Origin of the sequence: Methylosinus sp. (genome assembly GCF_036560965.1) — a bacterium.
Lineage (GTDB): Bacteria > Pseudomonadota > Alphaproteobacteria > Rhizobiales > Beijerinckiaceae > Methylosinus.
In genome coordinates, this window is the sequence record NZ_DATBQF010000028.1 from 165,082 (window position 1) to 183,203 (window position 18,122).

The 18,122-nt window shown below is 65.8% G+C and carries 17 protein-coding genes; 13 read left to right on the top strand and 4 right to left on the bottom strand.

The window, feature by feature from the left end; all coding sequences use genetic code 11:
- Positions 1-330 precede the first annotated feature (330 nt).
- The 4 genes from VIF40_RS09465 to VIF40_RS09480 all read left to right on the top strand — a co-directional run bounded on the left by VIF40_RS09465 (position 331) and on the right by VIF40_RS09480 (position 7,378).
- Positions 331-1,191, top strand: a complete 861-nt coding sequence (locus tag VIF40_RS09465) for an outer membrane protein (protein ID WP_331937271.1) — start codon at positions 331-333, stop codon at positions 1,189-1,191.
- 153 nt (positions 1,192-1,344) lie between these two features.
- Positions 1,345-2,658, top strand: a complete 1,314-nt coding sequence (locus tag VIF40_RS09470) for an efflux RND transporter periplasmic adaptor subunit (protein WP_331937272.1) — start codon at positions 1,345-1,347, stop codon at positions 2,656-2,658.
- A 47-nt stretch (positions 2,659-2,705) separates the two neighbouring features.
- Complete coding sequence (locus VIF40_RS09475) at positions 2,706-5,948, top strand: CusA/CzcA family heavy metal efflux RND transporter (RefSeq protein WP_331937273.1); 3,243 nt, start codon at positions 2,706-2,708, stop codon at positions 5,946-5,948.
- Positions 5,945-7,378, top strand: a complete 1,434-nt coding sequence (locus tag VIF40_RS09480; RefSeq protein ID WP_331937274.1) for a TolC family outer membrane protein — start codon at positions 5,945-5,947, stop codon at positions 7,376-7,378. Before VIF40_RS09475 ends, VIF40_RS09480 begins: the two co-directional genes overlap by 4 nt.
- Positions 7,379-7,449: 71 nt before the next feature.
- Here VIF40_RS09480 and VIF40_RS09485 read toward each other — a convergent pair whose 3' ends face one another.
- Positions 7,450-8,409 (bottom strand): trypsin-like peptidase domain-containing protein, encoded by a 960-nt coding sequence (locus VIF40_RS09485; protein WP_331937275.1) that lies wholly within the window; start codon positions 8,407-8,409, stop codon positions 7,450-7,452.
- Between the two features lie 220 nt (positions 8,410-8,629).
- Between VIF40_RS09485 and VIF40_RS09490 the strand changes: the two genes are divergently transcribed.
- Positions 8,630-9,325: a hypothetical protein gene (locus VIF40_RS09490; protein ID WP_414684776.1), complete on the top strand. Its 696-nt coding sequence runs from the start codon at positions 8,630-8,632 to the stop codon at positions 9,323-9,325.
- A gap of 61 nt (positions 9,326-9,386) precedes the next feature.
- On the opposite strand, the gene ruvB is transcribed toward VIF40_RS09490, so the two are convergent.
- The gene (gene ruvB, locus VIF40_RS09495; RefSeq protein WP_331937277.1) at positions 9,387-10,430 is read right to left on the bottom strand and encodes a Holliday junction branch migration DNA helicase RuvB; all 1,044 of its coding nucleotides are present in this window, start codon (positions 10,428-10,430) and stop codon (positions 9,387-9,389) included.
- A 72-nt stretch (positions 10,431-10,502) separates the two neighbouring features.
- Here ruvB and VIF40_RS09500 point away from each other — a divergent pair, with 72 nt between their 5' ends.
- From VIF40_RS09500 to VIF40_RS09510, 3 genes are all read left to right on the top strand, one after another.
- Positions 10,503-11,087 carry a Uma2 family endonuclease gene (locus VIF40_RS09500; RefSeq protein WP_331937278.1) on the top strand — a complete coding sequence of 195 codons (585 nt, stop codon included), beginning with the start codon at positions 10,503-10,505 and terminating at the stop codon, positions 11,085-11,087.
- Positions 11,088-11,117: 30 nt separating this feature from the next.
- Complete coding sequence (locus VIF40_RS09505) at positions 11,118-11,309, top strand: hypothetical protein (RefSeq protein ID WP_331937279.1); 192 nt, start codon at positions 11,118-11,120, stop codon at positions 11,307-11,309.
- A gap of 111 nt (positions 11,310-11,420) precedes the next feature.
- The gene (locus VIF40_RS09510; protein WP_331937280.1) at positions 11,421-11,876 is read left to right on the top strand and encodes a hypothetical protein; all 456 of its coding nucleotides are present in this window, start codon (positions 11,421-11,423) and stop codon (positions 11,874-11,876) included.
- Between the two features lie 321 nt (positions 11,877-12,197).
- On the opposite strand, the gene VIF40_RS09515 is transcribed toward VIF40_RS09510, so the two are convergent.
- On the bottom strand, positions 12,198-12,839 hold the full coding sequence (locus tag VIF40_RS09515; RefSeq protein ID WP_331937281.1) for a transglutaminase-like cysteine peptidase: 642 nt from the start codon (positions 12,837-12,839) through the stop codon (positions 12,198-12,200).
- Positions 12,840-13,142: 303 nt separating this feature from the next.
- Here VIF40_RS09515 and VIF40_RS09520 point away from each other — a divergent pair, with 303 nt between their 5' ends.
- The 4 genes from VIF40_RS09520 (at position 13,143) to argC (ending at position 16,498) form a co-directional block, all read left to right on the top strand.
- Positions 13,143-14,357, top strand: a complete 1,215-nt coding sequence (locus VIF40_RS09520; protein ID WP_331937282.1) for a cupin domain-containing protein — start codon at positions 13,143-13,145, stop codon at positions 14,355-14,357.
- A gap of 158 nt (positions 14,358-14,515) precedes the next feature.
- Positions 14,516-15,004 (top strand): 50S ribosomal protein L13, encoded by a 489-nt coding sequence (gene rplM, locus VIF40_RS09525; RefSeq protein ID WP_331937283.1) that lies wholly within the window; start codon positions 14,516-14,518, stop codon positions 15,002-15,004.
- A 2-nt stretch (positions 15,005-15,006) separates the two neighbouring features.
- Positions 15,007-15,489, top strand: a complete 483-nt coding sequence (rpsI, locus tag VIF40_RS09530) for a 30S ribosomal protein S9 (RefSeq protein ID WP_331937284.1) — start codon at positions 15,007-15,009, stop codon at positions 15,487-15,489.
- Positions 15,490-15,577: 88 nt separating this feature from the next.
- Complete coding sequence (gene argC, locus VIF40_RS09535; RefSeq protein WP_331937285.1) at positions 15,578-16,498, top strand: N-acetyl-gamma-glutamyl-phosphate reductase; 921 nt, start codon at positions 15,578-15,580, stop codon at positions 16,496-16,498.
- A 48-nt stretch (positions 16,499-16,546) separates the two neighbouring features.
- Here the strand turns inward: argC and VIF40_RS09540 are convergent, their stop codons facing one another.
- Positions 16,547-17,647, bottom strand: coding sequence for a COX15/CtaA family protein (locus VIF40_RS09540; RefSeq protein WP_331937286.1), 1,101 nt, complete (start codon positions 17,645-17,647; stop codon positions 16,547-16,549).
- A 200-nt stretch (positions 17,648-17,847) separates the two neighbouring features.
- Between VIF40_RS09540 and VIF40_RS09545 the strand changes: the two genes are divergently transcribed.
- A partial coding sequence (locus VIF40_RS09545) for a MerR family transcriptional regulator (protein ID WP_331937287.1) occupies positions 17,848-18,122 on the top strand: 275 nt, incomplete at its 3' end.

Here is an 18,122-nt window from a genome sequence, read left to right on the forward strand (position 1 = left end):
GCCACGCGGAGCGCCTCGGATGTCGATCAATATATTGAAATAACGAAATAAAAATTATGTCTGGCGGCAGCGCGGCGAATCGCCTCCTGGCTTATGTTTTCCTGCAATGTCAAGCGCATAGCGCCATGAAACGAGTATTCATTGTGATGGAATTGTCACAATAGCAATAAAATCGTCTGTGAGCCAAGCAGAATGGGCTATCCAGCGTTGACGCGGCTTTGGACCGAGGGGTAGTACCCATTCGATCGGCAACACCGAGCGGCCGCTCGGATCATTCAGCGTCGGGGGGCGCAGGACCGAGACGGCCGCACTGATCGAAGTGAGGGAACCATGAAGACATTTTCCGTTGTCGGCGCGCTCGCGCTGGCGATTGCCGCCGCTCCGGCTTTTGCGGCCGACCTTCCGTCGCAGAAGGGCGCGCCGGCCTTTATCGCTCCGGCCGCTCCCGTGTTCAGCTGGACCGGCCTCTACGCCGGCGTGAACATCGGCTACGGCTTCAACGCCGGTGGCAATGGCTCCGGATCGCTGTTCTCGCCGCTCGCGACTCCGAGCGTCTCCGCCTGGAGCCTCGGCCAGAACCTCGAGGGCGTCACCGGCGGCGGCCAGATCGGCTATAATTATCAGGTCAATCCCTGGCTCGTGGTCGGCCTCGAGGCCGACTTTCAGGGCTCCGACATCAGCTCGAGCTCCAGCGGCTTCGTGAAGGGCTTCTTCCTCGGCGACGTCACCGGGATTTCCTCGACGAGCAGCCTCAACTGGTGGGGCACGGTCCGCGGCCGCGTCGGCGTCACGCTGCCGTCCCTGCCGAATGTGCTGGTCTACGGCACCGGCGGCTTTGCTTACGGCGAGGTCGACAAGTCGGTCAGCGTCGTGAACTTCCCGATCCCGCCGGCCGGCTCGTCCCAGTTCGGCCGCTCGTCGTTCAGCCAGACCGCGACGGGCTGGACCGCCGGCGGCGGCGTCGAATGGGCGCCTCTCGCCTTTCCGGGATGGTCGGTCAAGGTCGAATATCTCTATACCGACCTCGGCGCGACGAATCAGTCCTTCGCCAGCTCCTCCATCATCGGCGTCGGCGTTCCCTTCGTCGCCGCCCACACCTCGCCGACCCAGTTCCACACGGTCCGCGCCGGCCTGAACTATCGCTTCAACCTGTTCGGCTCCGCGCTCGTCCCGGTCGTCGCGAAATACTGACGTCTCCGCCACTCGGAGAGAGACGCCCGGCGCAGGTCGCCGGGCGTTTTCGTTTTTTCGGGCGCCGGCGCGCTCGAGATCGAGGCGCGGCGCCCGGTTTTCCGGCGCTCCGGCGTGGACGCGGCCGGGCGTAACGGTTAAAGAGGTCGCGAGATGCGATCACGAGACTTGGCCCATATCCTTCGCCGCCTGGCGGTATCGGACGTCGTTCCGACCGGTGCAGGAGAGCGGCGGTCGAGCTTCGTTCCAGTTTGGAGCAATTCTAATTCGGCGCGCGCGCGGGGGCTGCGCTTCGGCGCGGCGCTGCTGGCGAGCGCCATGCTCGGCTCGCTGTTTCCGCAGCTCTCCGCGCCGATCCGGGCGCTGTTCCGCGGCGGCGAGAAGGCCGCCGAGGCCGCCGAGCCCAAAGGCGCGGAAGGGCTCGTGAGGCTGACCGCCGAGCAGATCGGCGCCGCCAAGATCGCCACCGTCGCGGCGGCTCCCGGCGTGCTGACGCGCGACGTCGTCGCGCCGGCCGTCGTCTCCGTCGATCCCGACCGCATCGGCCGCGTGGCCGCGAAAGTGGCCGGCGCGGTCGCCGAATTGCGCAAGAAGCTCGGCGATTCGGTCGAGAAGGGCGAGGTGATCGCCATCATCGAGAGCCGCGAGGTCGCGGACGCCAAGAGCGACTATCTCGCCGCCAGAGTGGGGCTCGATCTGCAAGCGGCGCTGTTCCAGCGCGAGAAGGGGCTCTTCGACAAGAAAATCTCGGCCGAGCAGAGCTTTCTGAAGGCGCGCGGCGCCTATGAGGAGGCCAAGCTGCGCGTCGATCTCGCGCGTCAGAAGCTCGCCGCGCTCGATCTCTCCGAGGCCGAGATCGCCGCGCTTCCGGGACAGCCGGTCGGCGAGCTGCGCCGCAAGGAAATTCGCGCGCCGTCCTCCGGCAAGGTGATCGAGCGCCGCGCCGATCTCGGCCAGCCGGTCGGCGGCGATGCGCAGCTCTATGTCGTCGCCGATCTCTCCACCGTCTTTGCCGAGATCGCCGTCGCCATCGCCGATCTTCCCCAGGTGCGCGAGGGGCAGGGCGTTCTCCTGTCGCATGACGGCGAGGGCGAGGCCGAGGGCCGCATCGTCTTCATCGGCCCCATGCTCGACCATGAAACGCATTCCGGCCGCGCCGTCGCCGCTTTCGCCAATGCGGATTTCGGCTTGCGCCCCGGCACGGCGATGACGGCGCGCGTCGCGCTGGAGGAGAAGCCGGCGCGTTTGCGCCTGCCGCGCTCCGCGACGCTCTTCTTCGAGGGCGAAACGGTCGTCTTCGTGCGCGCGCCCGAGGGCTTCGTGAAGCGCAAGGTCGAGACGGGCGCGAGCGACAGGGAGTCGGTCGAGATCCTCTCCGGGCTCGAGGAGGGGGAGCAGGTCGCCGCGACCAATGTCTTCGTCCTGAAGGCGGAGCTCGGCAAGTCGCGGCTCGAAGGGTTGGACTGAGTCCCGCCTCGTCGATGACGGCGGCGGGCGAGAATGTGTGACAGTGGATGATCGAGCGTTGCATCGCGTTTTCGGTTCGCCAGCGCTGGCTCGTCGCGCTGCTGACTCTGCTCGCCTGCCTCATCGGCGCCTGGTCGCTCGATCGCCTGCCGATCGACGCCGTGCCGGACATCACCAATAATCAGGTGCAGATCAACGCCATCGCGCCGGCGCTGTCGCCGACCGAGATCGAAAAGCAGATCACCTTCCCCATAGAGAACGCGATCGCCGGCATTCCCGGCCTCGAATATACGCGCTCGCTCTCGCGCAATGGTTTCGCGCAGGTGACGGCCGTGTTCGCCGAGAGGCTGGATATTTATTTCGCGCGCCAGCAGGTGAATGAGCGCCTCGCCGAGGCGAAGGAGAATTTCCCCGTCGGCGTCGAGGCGCGCATGGGTCCGATCGCCACCGGCCTCAGCGAAATCTATATGTGGGCGATCCGCTATGCGCCGAAGACGCCGGGCCGCAAATATCTCGACGGCGAGCCGGGCTGGCAGAATGACGGCTCCTATCTGACGCCGGACGGGCAGAGCTTGCGCAGCGAGCTCGCGCGCGCCGCCTATCTGCGCACGGTGCAGGATTGGATCGTCAAGCCGCAGCTCAAGGTCGTGCCCAATGTCGCCAGCGTCGATTCGCTCGGCGGCTTCGTGAAGCAGCTCGACGTGCGGCCGGATGCGATGAAGCTGTTCTCGCTCGGCCTCTCTTTCGGCGATGTCGCCATGGCGCTCGAGCGCAATAATCAGAGCCGCGGCGCCGGCTATATAGAGCGCAATGGCGAAGGCTATGTGGTGCGCAGCGGCGGTCGTCTGGAGACGATCGAGGATATAGAGCGCGTCGTCGTCACGACGCGCAATGGCGTGCCGCTGCGCGTGAAGGACATCGCCGAGGTCGGGATCGGCCGCGAGATGCGCGTCGGCAGCGCCAGCATGGACGGCGAGGAGGTCGTCATCGGCACGGCGCTGATGCTGATCGGCGGCAATAGCCGCTCGGTCTCCGCCGCCGTCGGCGCCAAGCTCGACGTCATCAGGGCGACGCTGCCGCCGGGCGTCGAGGTGCGGACCATTCTCGACCGCACCGTGCTCGTCGATGCGACCATCCGCACGGTGGCCTCCAATCTCGCCGAGGGCGCGCTGCTGGTGATCCTCGTGCTGTTCCTGCTGCTCGGCAATTTCCGCGCGGCGCTGATCACGGCGCTGGTCATTCCCGTCACCATGCTGCTGCTCGCCACCGGCATGGTCTATGGCCGCATCAGCGCCAATCTCATGAGCATGGGCGCGCTCGACTTCGGCCTCATCGCCGATGGCGCGGTGATCATCGCCGAGAACAGCCTGCGCCATCTCTTCGAGCGGCGCCATGCGCTGGGGCGCGGGCTCTCGCTCGAGGAGCGATTGCAGACCGTCATCGCCTCGGCGGTCGAGATGATCCGCCCGACCGTCTATGGTCAGGCGATCATCATTCTCGTCTATGTGCCTTTGCTGTCCTTCTCGGGCGTCGAAGGCAAGATGTTCCATCCCATGGCGCTGACGGTGATCTTGGCGCTCGTCGCCGCCTTCGTTCTGTCGCTGACCTTCGTTCCGGCGATGATCGCCATTCTCGTCTCCGGCCATATCGAGGAGAGCGAGAACCGCTTCATCGCCTGGCTCAAGCGCGCCTATCGGCCGCGCCTCGAGAGCGCGCTGGCCGCGCCGCGCAAGCCCATCGCCATCGGCGCCGGCGCTTTTCTGCTGGCGCTGCTGTTGGTCTCGCGCCTCGGCCAGGAGTTCATCCCGACCCTCGACGAGAAGAATCTCGCCATGCAGGCCGGCCGCATTCCGAGCGCCTCGCTCACCCAGTCGCAGGCGATGCAGAACGAGGTCGAGAACGCCATCCGTCGCGCGCCCGAGGTCGCCTATGTCTTCTCCAAGACCGGCACAGCGGAGGCGGCGACCGATCCGATGCCGCCCAATCTCACCGACACCTATATTTTCTTGAAGCCGCATGACGAATGGCCGGACCCGAAGCTCTCCAAGGAGGAGCTGATCCGCCGCATCGACGGGCGTGTCTCCGAGCTTCCCGGCAATCTCTATGAATTCTCGCAGCCCATTCAGCTGCGCTTCAACGAGCTGCTCGCCGGCGTGCGCGGCGATGTCGCGGTGAAAGTGTTCGGCGAGGATTTCGACTCCATGGCCAAGGAGGCGGAGCAGATCGCCGGCGTGCTGCGCGGCGTCTCCGGCGCCGAGGATGTGAAGGTCGAGCAGATCGCCGGTCTGCCGTTCCTCGAGATCAAGATCGACAAGACCGAGATCGCCCATCTCGGCCTCAGCGTCGCCGAGGTGCAGGACGTCATCGGCGCGGCGATCGGCGGACAGCGCGCTGGCGTGGTCTTCGAGGGCGATCGTCGCTTTCCGATCATCGTGCGTCTGAAGGACGAGTTGCGCCAGGACATTCGCGCGCTCGAAAATCTCCCCGTCTCGGTGCGTGGGCACGACACGGGGCAGATGCGCACGGTGCCGTTGAAGCAGGTCGCCGCCTTCTCCTTCCACGAGGGGCCGAACCAGATTTCGCGCGAGAACGGCAAGCGCCGCGTCGTCGTCACCGCCAATGTGCGCGGGCGCGACATCGCCTCGGTCGTCTCCGACGCGCAGGAGCGCGTGAAGGCGAAAGTCACGCTCGCCGCCGGCGATTGGCTCTCCTGGGGCGGTCAGTTCGAGAATCTCGCCGCCGCGCGGCAAAAGCTCATGCTGGTCGTGCCTCTGTGCTTCTTCCTCATCTTCCTGCTGCTCTATTCGGCGCTGGGCGCGGCGCGCGACGCGCTCATCGTGTTCAGCGCCGTGCCTCTGGCGCTCTCCGGCGGCGTCGCGGCGCTGTGGCTGCGCGGGATGCCGATGTCGGTTTCCGCGGCGGTCGGCTTCATCGCTCTGTCCGGCGTCGCCGTGCTCAACGGCCTCGTCATGCGCAGCTACATATTGCAGCTCGTGCAGCAGGGGCGCGCGCCGCGCGACGCCATTGTCGAAGGCGCGATGACGCGTCTGCGTCCGGTGACGATGACGGCGCTCGTCGCCTCGCTCGGCTTCCTGCCCATGGCCTTTGCGACGGGCACGGGCGCCGAGGTGCAAAAGCCGATCGCCACAGTGGTCATCGGCGGCCTCGTCAGCGCGACGATCCTCACGCTCTTCGTGCTGCCGGCGCTCTATGCGCTGTTCGGCCGCGACGAGGCGGTTCCCGCTCCCGAGGAGGAGCTCGTCATCGAGCCGCGGAGCGCCGACGCATGAGACGCGCTTCGCTCGTCGCCCTGGCGCTCGGCCTGCTCGCGCCCGCTTCGGCGCTCGGCGAGACGCTCGCCGGCGCATTGGCGCATGCCTATGAGATCAATCCGACGATCAATTCCGCGCGCGCCGGGCAGCGCGCCAATGACGAGAATGTGCCGCGCGCGCTCGCGCAATTCCGCCCCAGCGTGCGCACCGACGCGTTTCTCGGCGTCGAGCGGCGGCGCTCGGTGCAAAAATCCTTCGAATATGACAATGGCAATCGGCTCGAGCCGCTGTGGGTCGATAGCATTCAGAACAATCGCGGCGGACCGCCGCGCTCCGCCGTGCTCAGCATCGAGCAGCCGCTGTTCGACGGCTTTCGCACGCGCAACGCCGCGTTGTCCGCCGAGACCAATGTTCATGCGGGGCGCGAGCGGTTGCGCCTGCTCGAGCAGCGCGTGCTGTTCGAGGCCGTCTCCGTCTATATGAATGTCTTGCGCGACACGGCGGCGCAGCGCCTGCAGCAGAACCATGTCGCCGTGCTCGAGGAGCAGCTGCGCCAGACCAAGGAGCGCTATGCGGCCGGCGAGATCACGCCGACCGATATTGCGCAGGCGGAGGCGCGGCTCGCCGCCGGCCGCTCCCAGGCGGCGATGGCGCGCGCCGAGCTCGACGCCAGCCTCGCGCGCTATGCGCAGATCATGGGCGCGGAGGCGAGGCGCCTCGCGCCGGCCGAGCCGGTCGATCGGCTGCTGCCGAAGACGCGCGAGGCGGCCGAGCGCATCGCGCTCACCGAGCATCCGGTGGTCCGCGCCGCCCAGCACGACGCCGAGGCCGCCGATCTCGACATAAGGGTGATCGAGAGCGATTTTCTGCCCAGCCTCTCCATGGTCGGCAAGGTCTATACGGAGTCCGATATCGACGGCCGCGGCAATCGCGCCGTCGGCGCGCAGCTGCTCGGCAAATTATCGGTGCCGATCTATTCCGGCGGCGGGACCTCGGCGCGGCTGCGCCAGGCCAAGCAGACGGCGGGACAGAAGAAATTCGACGTCGACGCCGCGCGCGCCGAGCTGATGGCGCTGACCCGCGCCAATTGGGGAGGGTTGCAGGCCGCCAAAGCGCAGATCGCCGCGGCGAGCGCGCAGATCGCCGCCGCCGAGCGCGCGCTGGCAGGCGTGCGCGAGGAGGCCAAGGCAGGCAAGCGCACGACGCTGGAGATTTTGAACGCGCAGCAGGAGCTGCTCGGCGCGCGTCTGGCGCTGGTGGTCGCGCAGCGCGACCGCGTCGTCGCCTCTTACGCGGTGCTGGCGGCGATGGGCCGCCTCTCGGCGCAGCAGCTCGGGCTCGCGGTCGCCGCCTATGACGCCTCCGCGCATTTCGAGGCGGTCAAGGATTCTTGGGGCGGAATCGGGGGCGGAATCTGGGACGGAATCGAAACGCCCGGCGGCCGCTGAGAGCGACGCGCCGGGCGTTTTGAATGCGCGGCCGAGATGCCGAGCCCGAAGGCTCGCCAATCCTTTTCCTGTCAGTCGTGGCCGGCGGAGCGGCGGTTGTCGCTCTCGGCGGCCTTGTCGCCTTCGGCCGCCTTGTCGCCGACGGTCGCCGCGCTCGCCGTCGCGGGCGCGCCCTCGCGGCCGGCGGCCGACAGCACGGCCTGGCGGAAGGCGCCTTCGACCGAGACGACGAAATTGTAATTCGTCGACGAGTAGGGCCCGATGCGCGAGGGATCGTTGCTGCGCCAGCCGACGAGAATGGCGCCGAGCTTCATGTGCGGCTCGCCGGCGAGAACCGCGCCGCCGGAGGCGCCGTCGCCCGTGCCGCAGTCGAAAGCGAACTCGCGCGCGCCGCCCTTCAGCTGATTGGTCTGCGCGCGCAGGCGGCAGGCCTCGAAGGACATGGTCTCGGCGTCGCGCCAATCGGAATGGCCGCGCGAGACGAACTCCACCGTCTGCTCGATGGCGAGCTGATCGGCGAGATCATAGGGCTTCACATCGTCGAGCGGCTGCGAGAGGCGCGCCACCGCCCAGTCGTTGACCGCCTTGACCGCATAGGGCTTGGAGGCGCCCGCGACGATCGACGACATATCCACCGCGATGCGGCGCTTCTTGCCATCGACCTCGGTGACGAATTGGCAGCTGCGCGCGCGCTTGGCGCCGCGCTCGTCGAAGAACACATGCGCGGCAGTGGTGATGACATTATTGGCGAGCGTGAGCTGCCCGGCGCCATGCGCGCGGCCGCATTGGATGAGGCCGGACGCGGCGTGCGCCTGCTTCAGCGAGCCGGCGTCGAGCTTTTGACGCGCGGCGTATTGCTCGGCGTTGGCGCGACGCTCGGAGCCGAGCACCAGCACTTTGGTCGGCTCCAGCCGCGCGGCTGCGGAGAGCTTCGCCTGCTGCGTCACGCCGGCTTCCGCCGAGGAGGAAGCAAGTGGCGCCGCCGCCAAGCAAAGGGCGGCAGCGAAAAGACGATATTCGACGTTCTTCATTGCGTCCTCTTGTCTCGTTCGAGATCAGGACTATGCGAGGCCGTTGCGGTTCACAAGCTTAGCAATAAGCAAAAACACGGACTTCGCTGGAATACCTTCGGACCGTCACAGAGTCGCCACGCCGGGACGCGGACGCCACGAAATCGCCGTCGTCTGGCGCGCGCGACACGCGCCCCTTCTTGCGCTATTCACGCAGGCGACGCGGCCGAGGAGCATAGCGATGCGAAGGATGATGAGACGAGGCGCTTTCGCGGGGCTCGCCATTCTATCCGCCGTCGCGCCGGCAGCTGCGCGCGCGCCCTGGCCGGACGATCTCGTCGGCCGTCTCGAGGCGCTGGCGCTGGTCGAGACGCTGAATGCGGAGCTGCTCGCCGGCCGCAGCGCCACGGCGGTGCTGGAGAAATGGTGCGCCGATCATCATATGGCCGCCGAGCCGAAGATCGTGGCGCGGGTCGCGCCGGGCGCCGCCGCGCCGCCGAGCGCGGAGCAGCGCGAGCGATTAGGCGTCGGCGCGCAGGAGACGGTGAAATATCGCCGCGTCTCTCTCGCATGCGGCGCGCGCACGCTCTCGGAGGCGGACAATTGGTATGTGCCGTCACGCCTCGCGCCGGAGATGAACCGCGCGCTGGAAACGACGGACGCGCCCTTCGGCAAGGTGATCGCGCCGCTGCGTCCATTCCGCCGCACATTCTCGGTGGAGATGCGCTGGTCGCCGCTGCCCGCCGGCTGGGAGGGCAAGACGCGCGAGACGCTCATGAGAGAGCGGCCGAAGCGGGAGGATCTCGACGCGCCGCATGCGCTGTTCGAGCATCGCGCCATCGTGCATGGCGGCGATGGGAAGCCGATCTCGGAAGTGCGCGAGACCTATACGAACGAAATATTGGATTTCGACGCCGCGGCCGCGCGGGAGCGTTGAAAGCTTCGGGAAGCGCCTCTCCCTCATCTCGCCGTGGACGCGGGAGAGGGGGCGCTTCCGCTCACTCCTCCTCTTCGCCGAACAATCCGAATTGCGCCGCCGGCTGCGCCGGCTCGGCGAGGCCCAAATGGCGGAAGGCGTGCGGCGTCAGCAGCCGGCCGCGCGGCGTGCGTTGCAAGAATCCCTGCTGCAGCAGGAAGGGCTCGATAATGTCCTCGATCGCGTCGCGCGGCTCGGAGAGCGCGGCGGCGATCGTCTCTATCCCCACCGGGCCGCCGCCGAAATTGACGGCGACCATTTCGAGATAGCGCCGATCCATCACATCGAGCCCGATGCTGTCTACCTCGAGCAGCGCCAGCGAGCGATCGGCGAGCGCGCGCGTCACCTGGCCGGCGTTCTCGACAATGGCGAAATCGCGCACGCGGCGTAAGAGCCGCCCGGCGATACGCGGCGTGCCGCGCGAGCGCCGCGCGATCTCGCGCGCGCCATCCTCGCTGATGGCGACGCCGAGCACGCGCGCGCCGCGCCGCACGATCAGCTCCAGCTCTTCCGCCGTGTAGAAATTGAGCCGCACCGGAATGCCGAAACGGTCGCGCAGCGGCGTCGTCAGCAGGCCGGCGCGCGTCGTCGCGCCGACGAGGGTGAATTTGGCGAGATCGATCTTCACCGAGCGCGCCGCCGGGCCCTCGCCGATGATGAGATCGAGCTGGAAATCCTCCATGGCCGGATAGAGGATTTCCTCCACCGCCGGATTGAGGCGATGAATCTCGTCGATGAAGAGAACGTCGCGGGGCTCGAGATTGGTGAGCTGCGCGGCGAGATCGCCGGCCTTGGCGATGACCGGGCCCGACGTCGAGCGGAAATTCACGCCGAGCTCGCGGGCGACGATCTGCGCCAGCGTCGTCTTGCCGAGGCCCGGCGGGCCGACGAACAGCACATGGTCGAGCGCCTCGCCGCGCGTCTTGGCCGCCTCGATGAAGATTTTGAGATTTTTGCGCGCCGCCTCCTGGCCAGTGAAATCGCCGAGCGAGAGCGGACGCAGCGAGAGGTCCGGATCGTCGTCGCGTTGTTCGGGCGTCACCAGCCGGCGGGGAGGGGTGGTCAAAGAATCGGGCTCCAATTGCGGCGCTGCGCGGGGCAGGGCGTTATGATAGACTATCCGTGAGGAGAAAAGCCCGTGAGCCGCCTCTCGTCGCAATATGAGCATATGTCCCTCGACGATTTCGAGGAACTTCTCGCCGACAAGCCCGCCGATGAAAAATGGGAGCTGATCGGCGGCCGCGTCGTGCGCATGATGGTCGGCGCGCGATGGGAGCATCATTTCATCGCCCGAAATCTGGCTTTCGGCCTGATGCAGCGTCTTCGCGCCAAGGGCTCGTCCTGTCAGGTTTTTCAGGAAACCTTCTTCATGAAGGAGAAGGCGATCGATTCGGCGATGTTGCCGGATGTCATGGTCCATTGCGGCGCGATGGAGCCCGGCGCGACGTCGCTGAACGATCCGACCGTCCTCGTCGAGGTGATGTCCGAGGGCAGCAAGGCGCGCGACCGTTTCGAGAAATGGGCGGTCTATCAGAAGCTGCCGAGCTTGCGCCATTACGTGCTGGTCGAGCGCGACCGGGCGCATATAGAGACCTTCGATCGGGCGGGCGCGGTCTGGGCCGGCGTGCAAATTCTCGACGGGCTCGAGGCGGAGCTGAATTTGCCCGCGATCGGCGTGAGCGTGCCGCTCGCGGAAATCTATCGGGATGTGATCGCGAAATAGCGATCTTCGTTTTTCCTCCTGGCGGCGGGAATGAACGAAATCATTTTGAAACGGCGCCGTTATTCGGTCTTCTGCAAGTATTCGTCGCGCGAACGGCGCGAGCGGGACAGCCGACGATGTCGCGGCGAAAAACAAGTCGCGACATCGGGATGGGCGGAACGTCCCGCGCCGCGCTGGCAAAACGGCGAAAATGTCGCGAAATCAGTCGTTGACGATAGTTAAGGTTTCGTTAGTCTGCAACTCGCGTCAGGGTTGAGGGCGCGTATCTTTTGACAGGCGGCACGGCATCCGACGGCATCTCTATACTCGATTGCTCGGGGTTGCAGCATGAGGATGTATATCATCGCACTCGCGTTGACCGCTTTGATCGCCGGAGGAATCTGGATCGCGAAATCCAATTTCGACGGCGTTTGCATATGGACGGGAAAGCGTCTCACGGATCGGCAGAAGTTGGAATTGGCGTTTACGAGAGTAAATTACGCTTTTCGAGCGGTAGATGAGAAAGGTCACACGCTTGAAACGGCCCCAAAATATGAATCACTCGATGAATATCTCAAGCTATATCCAGATTGCTGCAGCATCAAATGGCTGGGCAAGAAAAAGGCACATTCTTGGCCGGAGCCGACCTTTTGGCAGCGCGTTTCGGGCGACTACGCGTTCGGAGTCGAAGTCGTCTATTGGCGACGCGTGCAGAAGTTAGACGGCACTAGTTATTTGAAGCGGGTCGAAGTCCATCCTTATTTCACAAACTGCGGAGCGTTGTCTCCGAATTTTGACCATGACGGATAGAGAGGCGTGCATCGATTGAGTGTCATGCCAGGATCGTGAGAAGGATATAAAAAATGCCCGTTATCTCCGCTGTAGATATGATGAAGTTGTTTCTGTACGGTAAGGATGATCTGCCGAAGTTTGATTCCGAGGAACCAATACGACCCCTTGGATCCGAACATCAGGTACGACATTATCAAGACTTCGCCACCTACATGGACCGAAGGCGCGGGGCGCTTCGCGGTCGGCGCCGCGTCATCCTTGATGCAAAAGTTTTTCGAAGCGCCCGACAGGTCCTTGTTCGCGACGATCAAGAGTTCGCCGAACGCGATCTAGGAGCCCTCACCGCGCGCCCACGCGCCGCCGCGTCTCGATCGTGACCCACACATTCGGGTCCTCCTGCGACTGGCGCTTGACGAAGCGATAGCCGGTCGCCTCCCACGGCTTCACCTCATCGGTGAGATTGTCGAGGATGAAATCGCCGCGGCTCGTCCGCGCGGTCAGAACGGCGTGGCCCTGGTCGTTCTTGTCGCGCACGATCGTCATCAGCAGCGCCTGACGCGGAAAGCCCATTTCCATCAGCAGCCGGCGCTTCTGCAGCGCATAGATCTTGCAGTCGCCCATGCCGTCGGTCGGATAATCCCAATGATCAGCGATCGTGCCCCAATGCTCGAGATTGGAGATCGGCTGGATCGAAGCGTTCACCGCGCGATTGATCTCGTTCAGCCGCGTCCACGCCTCGCGGGAGAGCTCCAGATCGGCCGCGGGCAGGATCGTCTGCCGGCACTCCTGCGGCTGGCGGCCGCAGAAATCCATCCAGCCATAGGGAATGGAGGTGGGCTCGCCGGCGCCGGCGAAGCTCGCATGCGGGATCTCGGCCCGGGCGGCGGAGCCGCCGCCGAACTCGGCCTTTGCGGCGGAGGCGCCGAAGACGACGAACGCCAGAGCGAGCGGACTCAAGACGCGAATGAGAAAATAGACCACGCGACCCCCCGAAGCGCCGGCGGGGAGCGTGGAGCGCCCCGCCATCGGGGATGAGAATGCGCGCGGCCCTTTTGCTCGCCCGCCAATTCGAAAGCTCGCATTTTATCGATCGCGCGCTTTTTGCCCGCCGTTGACCCTCGCCCGGTCGGCGCAATCTGAGAGGAGCGGTCGTTTTCCCTCTCGAGCGCGTTCCGATCGAACGGAATCGTTCGATCGATCAGAATTCGCGTCCAGGAAAGAAAGCGAGAGCGCCGTCCGAGCCGACTGGAATGGCGCTCTAAGTCCCAGCGGAGAAAGAACCTGATGGCCACTGCATCGAAGCGCGAGACGATCGCGAGACGCCCGGTCCCCTCCTTCGGCAATCCCGACCTTCCGCCACAGGGCGCGATCAACGCCCAGAACAAGGCGAGCCTCACCGATCCCGGCCCGCGCAGCGAGGCGATCGGCGGGCAGTTCCCTTCGGCGCAGCTTCCGCCCCCCACCGACGTCAGCGACATGCCCATGTTCTGGGCCTCGTTCAACAATGCCCCCAAGCGCGTGCAGAACGGCGGCTGGGCGCGGCAGGTCACGCAATATGATTTCGCCATCGCCGAGGAGATTTCCGGCGTCGATATGCGGCTCACCGCCGGCGGGATAAGGGAGATGCATTGGCACCTCGCCGCCGAATGGGGCTATGTCTCCTATGGCTCCTGCCGCGTCACCGTGCTCGACGATCAGGGCCGCGCCTATGTCTCCGATGTGAAGGAGGGGGACATTTGGTATTTCCCGGCCGGCCAGCCGCATTCGCTGCAGGGGCTGGGGCCGGACGGCTGCGAGTTCCTGCTCTGTTTCGACGACGGAAAAGCCACCGAATACAATACTCTGCTGGTGACCGACTGGATCGCGCACACCCCGCCGGACATTCTGGCCGCCAATTTCGGCCTGCCGGCCGAGACCTTCGCCAATATCCCGCTGAACCAGCTCTATATTTTCCAAGGGGAGGTTCCCGGCCCCTTGGCCGCCGATCAGGCCTCGGCCGCGGGAGCGGAGGGGGCGCCGCCCTATCCCTATACGTTTTCCCTGAAAGCGAGCGCGGCCGCCAAGCAGACGAAGGGCGGCGAGGTGCGCGTCGCCGACAGCGACAATTTCAAAGTCTCCTCGACCATCGCCGCGGCGCTGGTCACGCTCGCGCCCGGCGCGCTGCGCGAGATGCATTGGCATCCCAATGGCGACGAATGGCAATATTGGATCAAAGGCCATGGCCGCATGACCCTCTTCGACGCCGGTCCCAAGGCCGTGACCCAGGATTTCCACGCCGGCGACATCGGCTATGTGAAGCGCGCGCATGGGCATTATGTGCAGAATGTCGGCGATGGCGAGCTGCAATTCCTGGAGGTGTTCCGCGCCGCGCATTTCCGCGACGTCTCGCTCGTCGATTGGCTCACCCATACGCCGCCGGCCATGGTCGCCCAGCATCTGAACATAGACGAGGCGACGATCGCCAAATTCCCGCGCGGCAAGCCGATCGTCATGCCCTGACATCGCAGGTATCATAATACCTATTGCGGCTATAGCCGGGAAATGCTGGGGTTTGGGGCGCTCACAGGCGCCCGATTCCGTTTGACAGGGAGGCGCGGCTCGCTTATCACGCCCCATCCCACGGGCGTGGACCCGAGAAGAACGGAAATAGCTCTCCCATGTTTGGCAAGACCTATTCGGCGAAGGCCGCCGAAGTGCAGAAGAAATGGGTGCTGATCGACGCCAAGGGGCTCGTCGTCGGTCGCCTCGCCAGCCTGATCGCGCTGCGTCTGCGCGGCAAGCACAAGGCGACGTTCACCCCCCATGTCGACGATGGCGACAACATCATCGTCGTGAACGCCGACAAGGTGATCCTGACCGGCCGCAAGCGCGAGCAGAAGGTCTATTATCACCATACGGGCTTCCCGGGCGGCATCAAGGAGCGCTCGGCCAAGTTCATCCTCGACGGGCGCTTCCCGGAGCGCGTCGTCGAGAAGGCGGTGCAGCGCATGCTGCCGCGCGGTCCGCTCGGCCGCAAGCAGCTCGGCAATCTGCGCGTCTACAAGGGGCCGGAGCATCCGCATGTCGCGCAGACCCCGGAGCCGCTCGACGTCGCCGCCCTCAATTCCAAGAATGCCCGCAACGGCAAGAACGCTAAGAGCGCCTGACCATGGCCGAGACCACGCTTTCCTCTCTCTCCGAGCTCAATCAGGCGACCGTCGCGGCAGCTTCCGACGCGCCGAAATATGAGCAGAAGCTCGACAAATACGGCCGCGCCTACGCCACCGGCAAGCGCAAGAACGCCGTCGCCCGCGTGTGGATCAAGCCCGGCACGGGCAAGATCTCTGTCAACGGCCGCGACGTCACCGTCTATTTCGCGCGTCCGGTGCTGCGCATGATCCTGCAGCAGCCGCTCGGCGTCGCCAATCGCGTCGGCCAGTACGACCTCGTCGTCACGGTCGCCGGCGGCGGCCTCTCCGGCCAGGCCGGCGCGGTGCGTCATGGTCTTGCAAAGGCGCTCACCCATTATGAGCCCGAGCTCCGCAGCGCGCTGAAGCGCGAGGGCTTCTTGACCCGCGACTCGCGCGTGGTCGAGCGTAAGAAATACGGCAAGCGCAAAGCCCGCCGCAGCTTCCAGTTCTCGAAGCGCTGATTATCTCTCGATCGGCGATACGACGACAACGAAGGGCGGCGCGAGCCGCCCTTTTTATTTGTCTCCTCGGGGATCGGAACGAAGACCAATGGCGAAAATCTTCATCGACGGCGACGCCGGCACCACGGGCCTGGAAATTCGCGAGAAGCTCGCGGGCGAAAAGAACATCGAGCTCGTCTCCATCGCGCCGGAATTGCGCAAGGAGGTCTCCGCCAAGCGCGACATTCTCGCGCGCGTCGATGTCGCGATCCTCTGCCTGCCGGACGCCGCCGCCAAGGAGACGGTCGCGCTCGCCGAGGAATTGGGAGACGCTGGTCCGCGCATTCTCGACGCTTCGACGGCGCATCGCGTCGCGCCCGGCTGGACCTATGGTTTTCCCGAGCTCTCCGCCGGTCAGGCGGAGGCGATCCGCAAGGCGCGCCGCGTCGCTAATCCCGGCTGCTACGCCACGGGCGCGATCGCGCTGCTGCGACCGCTCGTCGACGCGGGGCTGATCGCGCCGGAGCAGAAGCTCGCGATCAACGCCATCTCCGGCTATTCCGGCGGCGGCAAGCAGATGATCGAGGCTTACGAGAAAGGCGAGGCGCCGGCGTTCGAGCTTTATGGCCTTTCGCTCGAGCATAAGCATTTGCCAGAGATCGCCGCCTATTCGCGCCTCGCTACGGCGCCCTTGTTCGTTCCCTCGGTCGGCAATTTTCGCCAGGGCATGCTGGTCTCGATTCCGCTCGCGCTCGACACGCTCGCTGCGCGGCCTCGCGCGGTCGATCTCGAGGCGGCGCTGGCGCGTCACTATGCGGGCGCGACGCATGTGCGCGTCATGCCGGCGCCGAAGTCGGGACGTCTCGATCCGCTCGCCTTGAACGGAACCAATGATCTCGAAATCTTCGTCTTCGCGCATGAGGAGCGCAGACAGGCGCTGCTGGTCGCGCGGCTCGACAATCTCGGCAAAGGCGCCTCCGGCGCCGCCGTGCAGAATCTGTCGCTGATGCTGTCGGAGCGCGTGAGCTGACTTCATTCGACCGCGCCGAACGATAGGCGCGGTTTCGAATGTGCGACGTCAGTCGTCGTCGACCGCGGCCTCCGCTGTGCGCAGGCGGCGCGCGTGCAGCGTCGCCACAGCCAGCACGCCCATGGCCAGCGCTTGATGCGCGAGCGCCGCCCATAGCGGCACGACGAGCAGCAGCGTCGCAATGCCGAGCGCGGCTTGCGCGCCGATATGGCCGAACAAGAGGCCTGCGCCGCGCGCGGCGCGCCCGCCCGCCGAGCCCGCCGCATCGACGAGGTGAAACAGCGCCAGCGCGAGCAGCACGTAAGCGATCATGCGATGATCGAATTGCACCAGCGCGACATTGTCGACGAGATTGCTCCACCAGGGCGAGAGCCGCAGCAGCTCATCGGACGGCGGAACGAAGCTGTCGTCCATCAGCGGCCATGTATTGTAGGCGTAGCCGGCGCGCAGCCCCGCGACCAGCGCGCCCGCGCCGATCTGCACGAAGACGAGGACGAGCAGCAAAGTCGCGAAGACGGAGAGGCGCCGGAGCCCGCTGGCGACGATGATGCGCGGCTGATAGCCGAGCCCGCCCGCGACCCACAGACATGCGGAGAAGATGAAGGCCGCCAGCAGCAGATGAATGGCGAGCCGCTCCTGCGCAACCTCGACGCGATTGACGAGTCCGGAGGACACCATCCACCAGCCGACGCCGCCCTGCAGCGCGCCCAGCGCCAATATTCCGAGGAGCTTCGGCTTCACGCTTTTCGGCAGGCGTCCGCGCAGCCAGAACCAGGCCAGCGGAATGGCGAAAGCGAAGCCGATGATGCGGCCGAGCAGACGATGGCTCCATTCCCAGGCGAAGATCGTCTTGAACTGCGAGAGGTCCATGTTCGGGAACATCTCGCGATACTGCGGGATTTTTTTATAATCCTCGAAAGCGGCTGCCCATTGCGCCTCGGAGAGCGGTGGAAGAACGCCCGCTACCGGCTTCCATTCGGTGATGGAGAGGCCCGATTCGGTGAGCCGCGTCGCGCCGCCGACCACCACCATGGCGAAGACGAGCGCGGCGATGATCCACAGCCAGAGGCGCACGTCGGTGGCGCTCCCCTCGCTCGGCGGCGCGACGATGGCGGGCGTTTGAGCGGGAAACTGGATCCAGTCGGTCATGGGCGCGGCTCAAGGTGAGAGGCTCTAGAGCGATCGGATCGCGCTCTGGCGAGCCAATTAAGGGGAGCCGCGCGCCCTTGTCCACGGGGCTGCGGAGCCGAAACGGCGGCGGCTGCAAGATTCCGGCTGAAAAACGCCACGCCAGGGAGGAAAATAGCGGCGCGCGAATCGTCGCGCGGGCAGGGAGCGGAGCGTCGAATTTGACCGTCAAGACCGATGGCGCCTTCCGCACGATCGGCGAGGTCGCGGAGAGCCTCGACCTTCCGCCGCATGTGCTGCGCTTCTGGGAGACGCGCTTTTCCGAGATCGAGCCGGTCAAGCGCGCCGGCGGGCGGCGCTATTATCGGCCGCGCGACGTCGAGCTGGTCGCGGCGATCCGCCATCTGCTCTATGGCCGCGGCTATACGATCAAGGGCGTGCAGCGCCTGTTGCGCGAGCAGGGCGTGCGCGCGGTGATCGAGAGCGCCCGCGGTCC

Coding starts and splice junctions, on each gene's coding strand:
- VIF40_RS09470 (WP_331937272.1), top strand. CDS start 1,345: ATGCGATCACGAGACTTGGCCCATATCCTTCGCCGCCTGGCGGTATCG.
- VIF40_RS09475 (WP_331937273.1), top strand. CDS start 2,706: ATGATCGAGCGTTGCATCGCGTTTTCGGTTCGCCAGCGCTGGCTCGTC.
- VIF40_RS09480 (WP_331937274.1), top strand. CDS start 5,945: ATGAGACGCGCTTCGCTCGTCGCCCTGGCGCTCGGCCTGCTCGCGCCC.
- VIF40_RS09540 (WP_331937286.1), bottom strand. CDS start 17,647: ATGACCGACTGGATCCAGTTTCCCGCTCAAACGCCCGCCATCGTCGCG.
- VIF40_RS09505 (WP_331937279.1), top strand. CDS start 11,118: ATGAACGAAATCATTTTGAAACGGCGCCGTTATTCGGTCTTCTGCAAG.
- VIF40_RS09520 (WP_331937282.1), top strand. CDS start 13,143: ATGGCCACTGCATCGAAGCGCGAGACGATCGCGAGACGCCCGGTCCCC.
- rpsI (WP_331937284.1), top strand. CDS start 15,007: ATGGCCGAGACCACGCTTTCCTCTCTCTCCGAGCTCAATCAGGCGACC.
- rplM (WP_331937283.1), top strand. CDS start 14,516: ATGTTTGGCAAGACCTATTCGGCGAAGGCCGCCGAAGTGCAGAAGAAA.
- VIF40_RS09465 (WP_331937271.1), top strand. CDS start 331: ATGAAGACATTTTCCGTTGTCGGCGCGCTCGCGCTGGCGATTGCCGCC.
- argC (WP_331937285.1), top strand. CDS start 15,578: ATGGCGAAAATCTTCATCGACGGCGACGCCGGCACCACGGGCCTGGAA.
- VIF40_RS09490 (WP_414684776.1), top strand. CDS start 8,630: ATGCGAAGGATGATGAGACGAGGCGCTTTCGCGGGGCTCGCCATTCTA.
- VIF40_RS09485 (WP_331937275.1), bottom strand. CDS start 8,409: ATGAAGAACGTCGAATATCGTCTTTTCGCTGCCGCCCTTTGCTTGGCG.
- VIF40_RS09510 (WP_331937280.1), top strand. CDS start 11,421: ATGTATATCATCGCACTCGCGTTGACCGCTTTGATCGCCGGAGGAATC.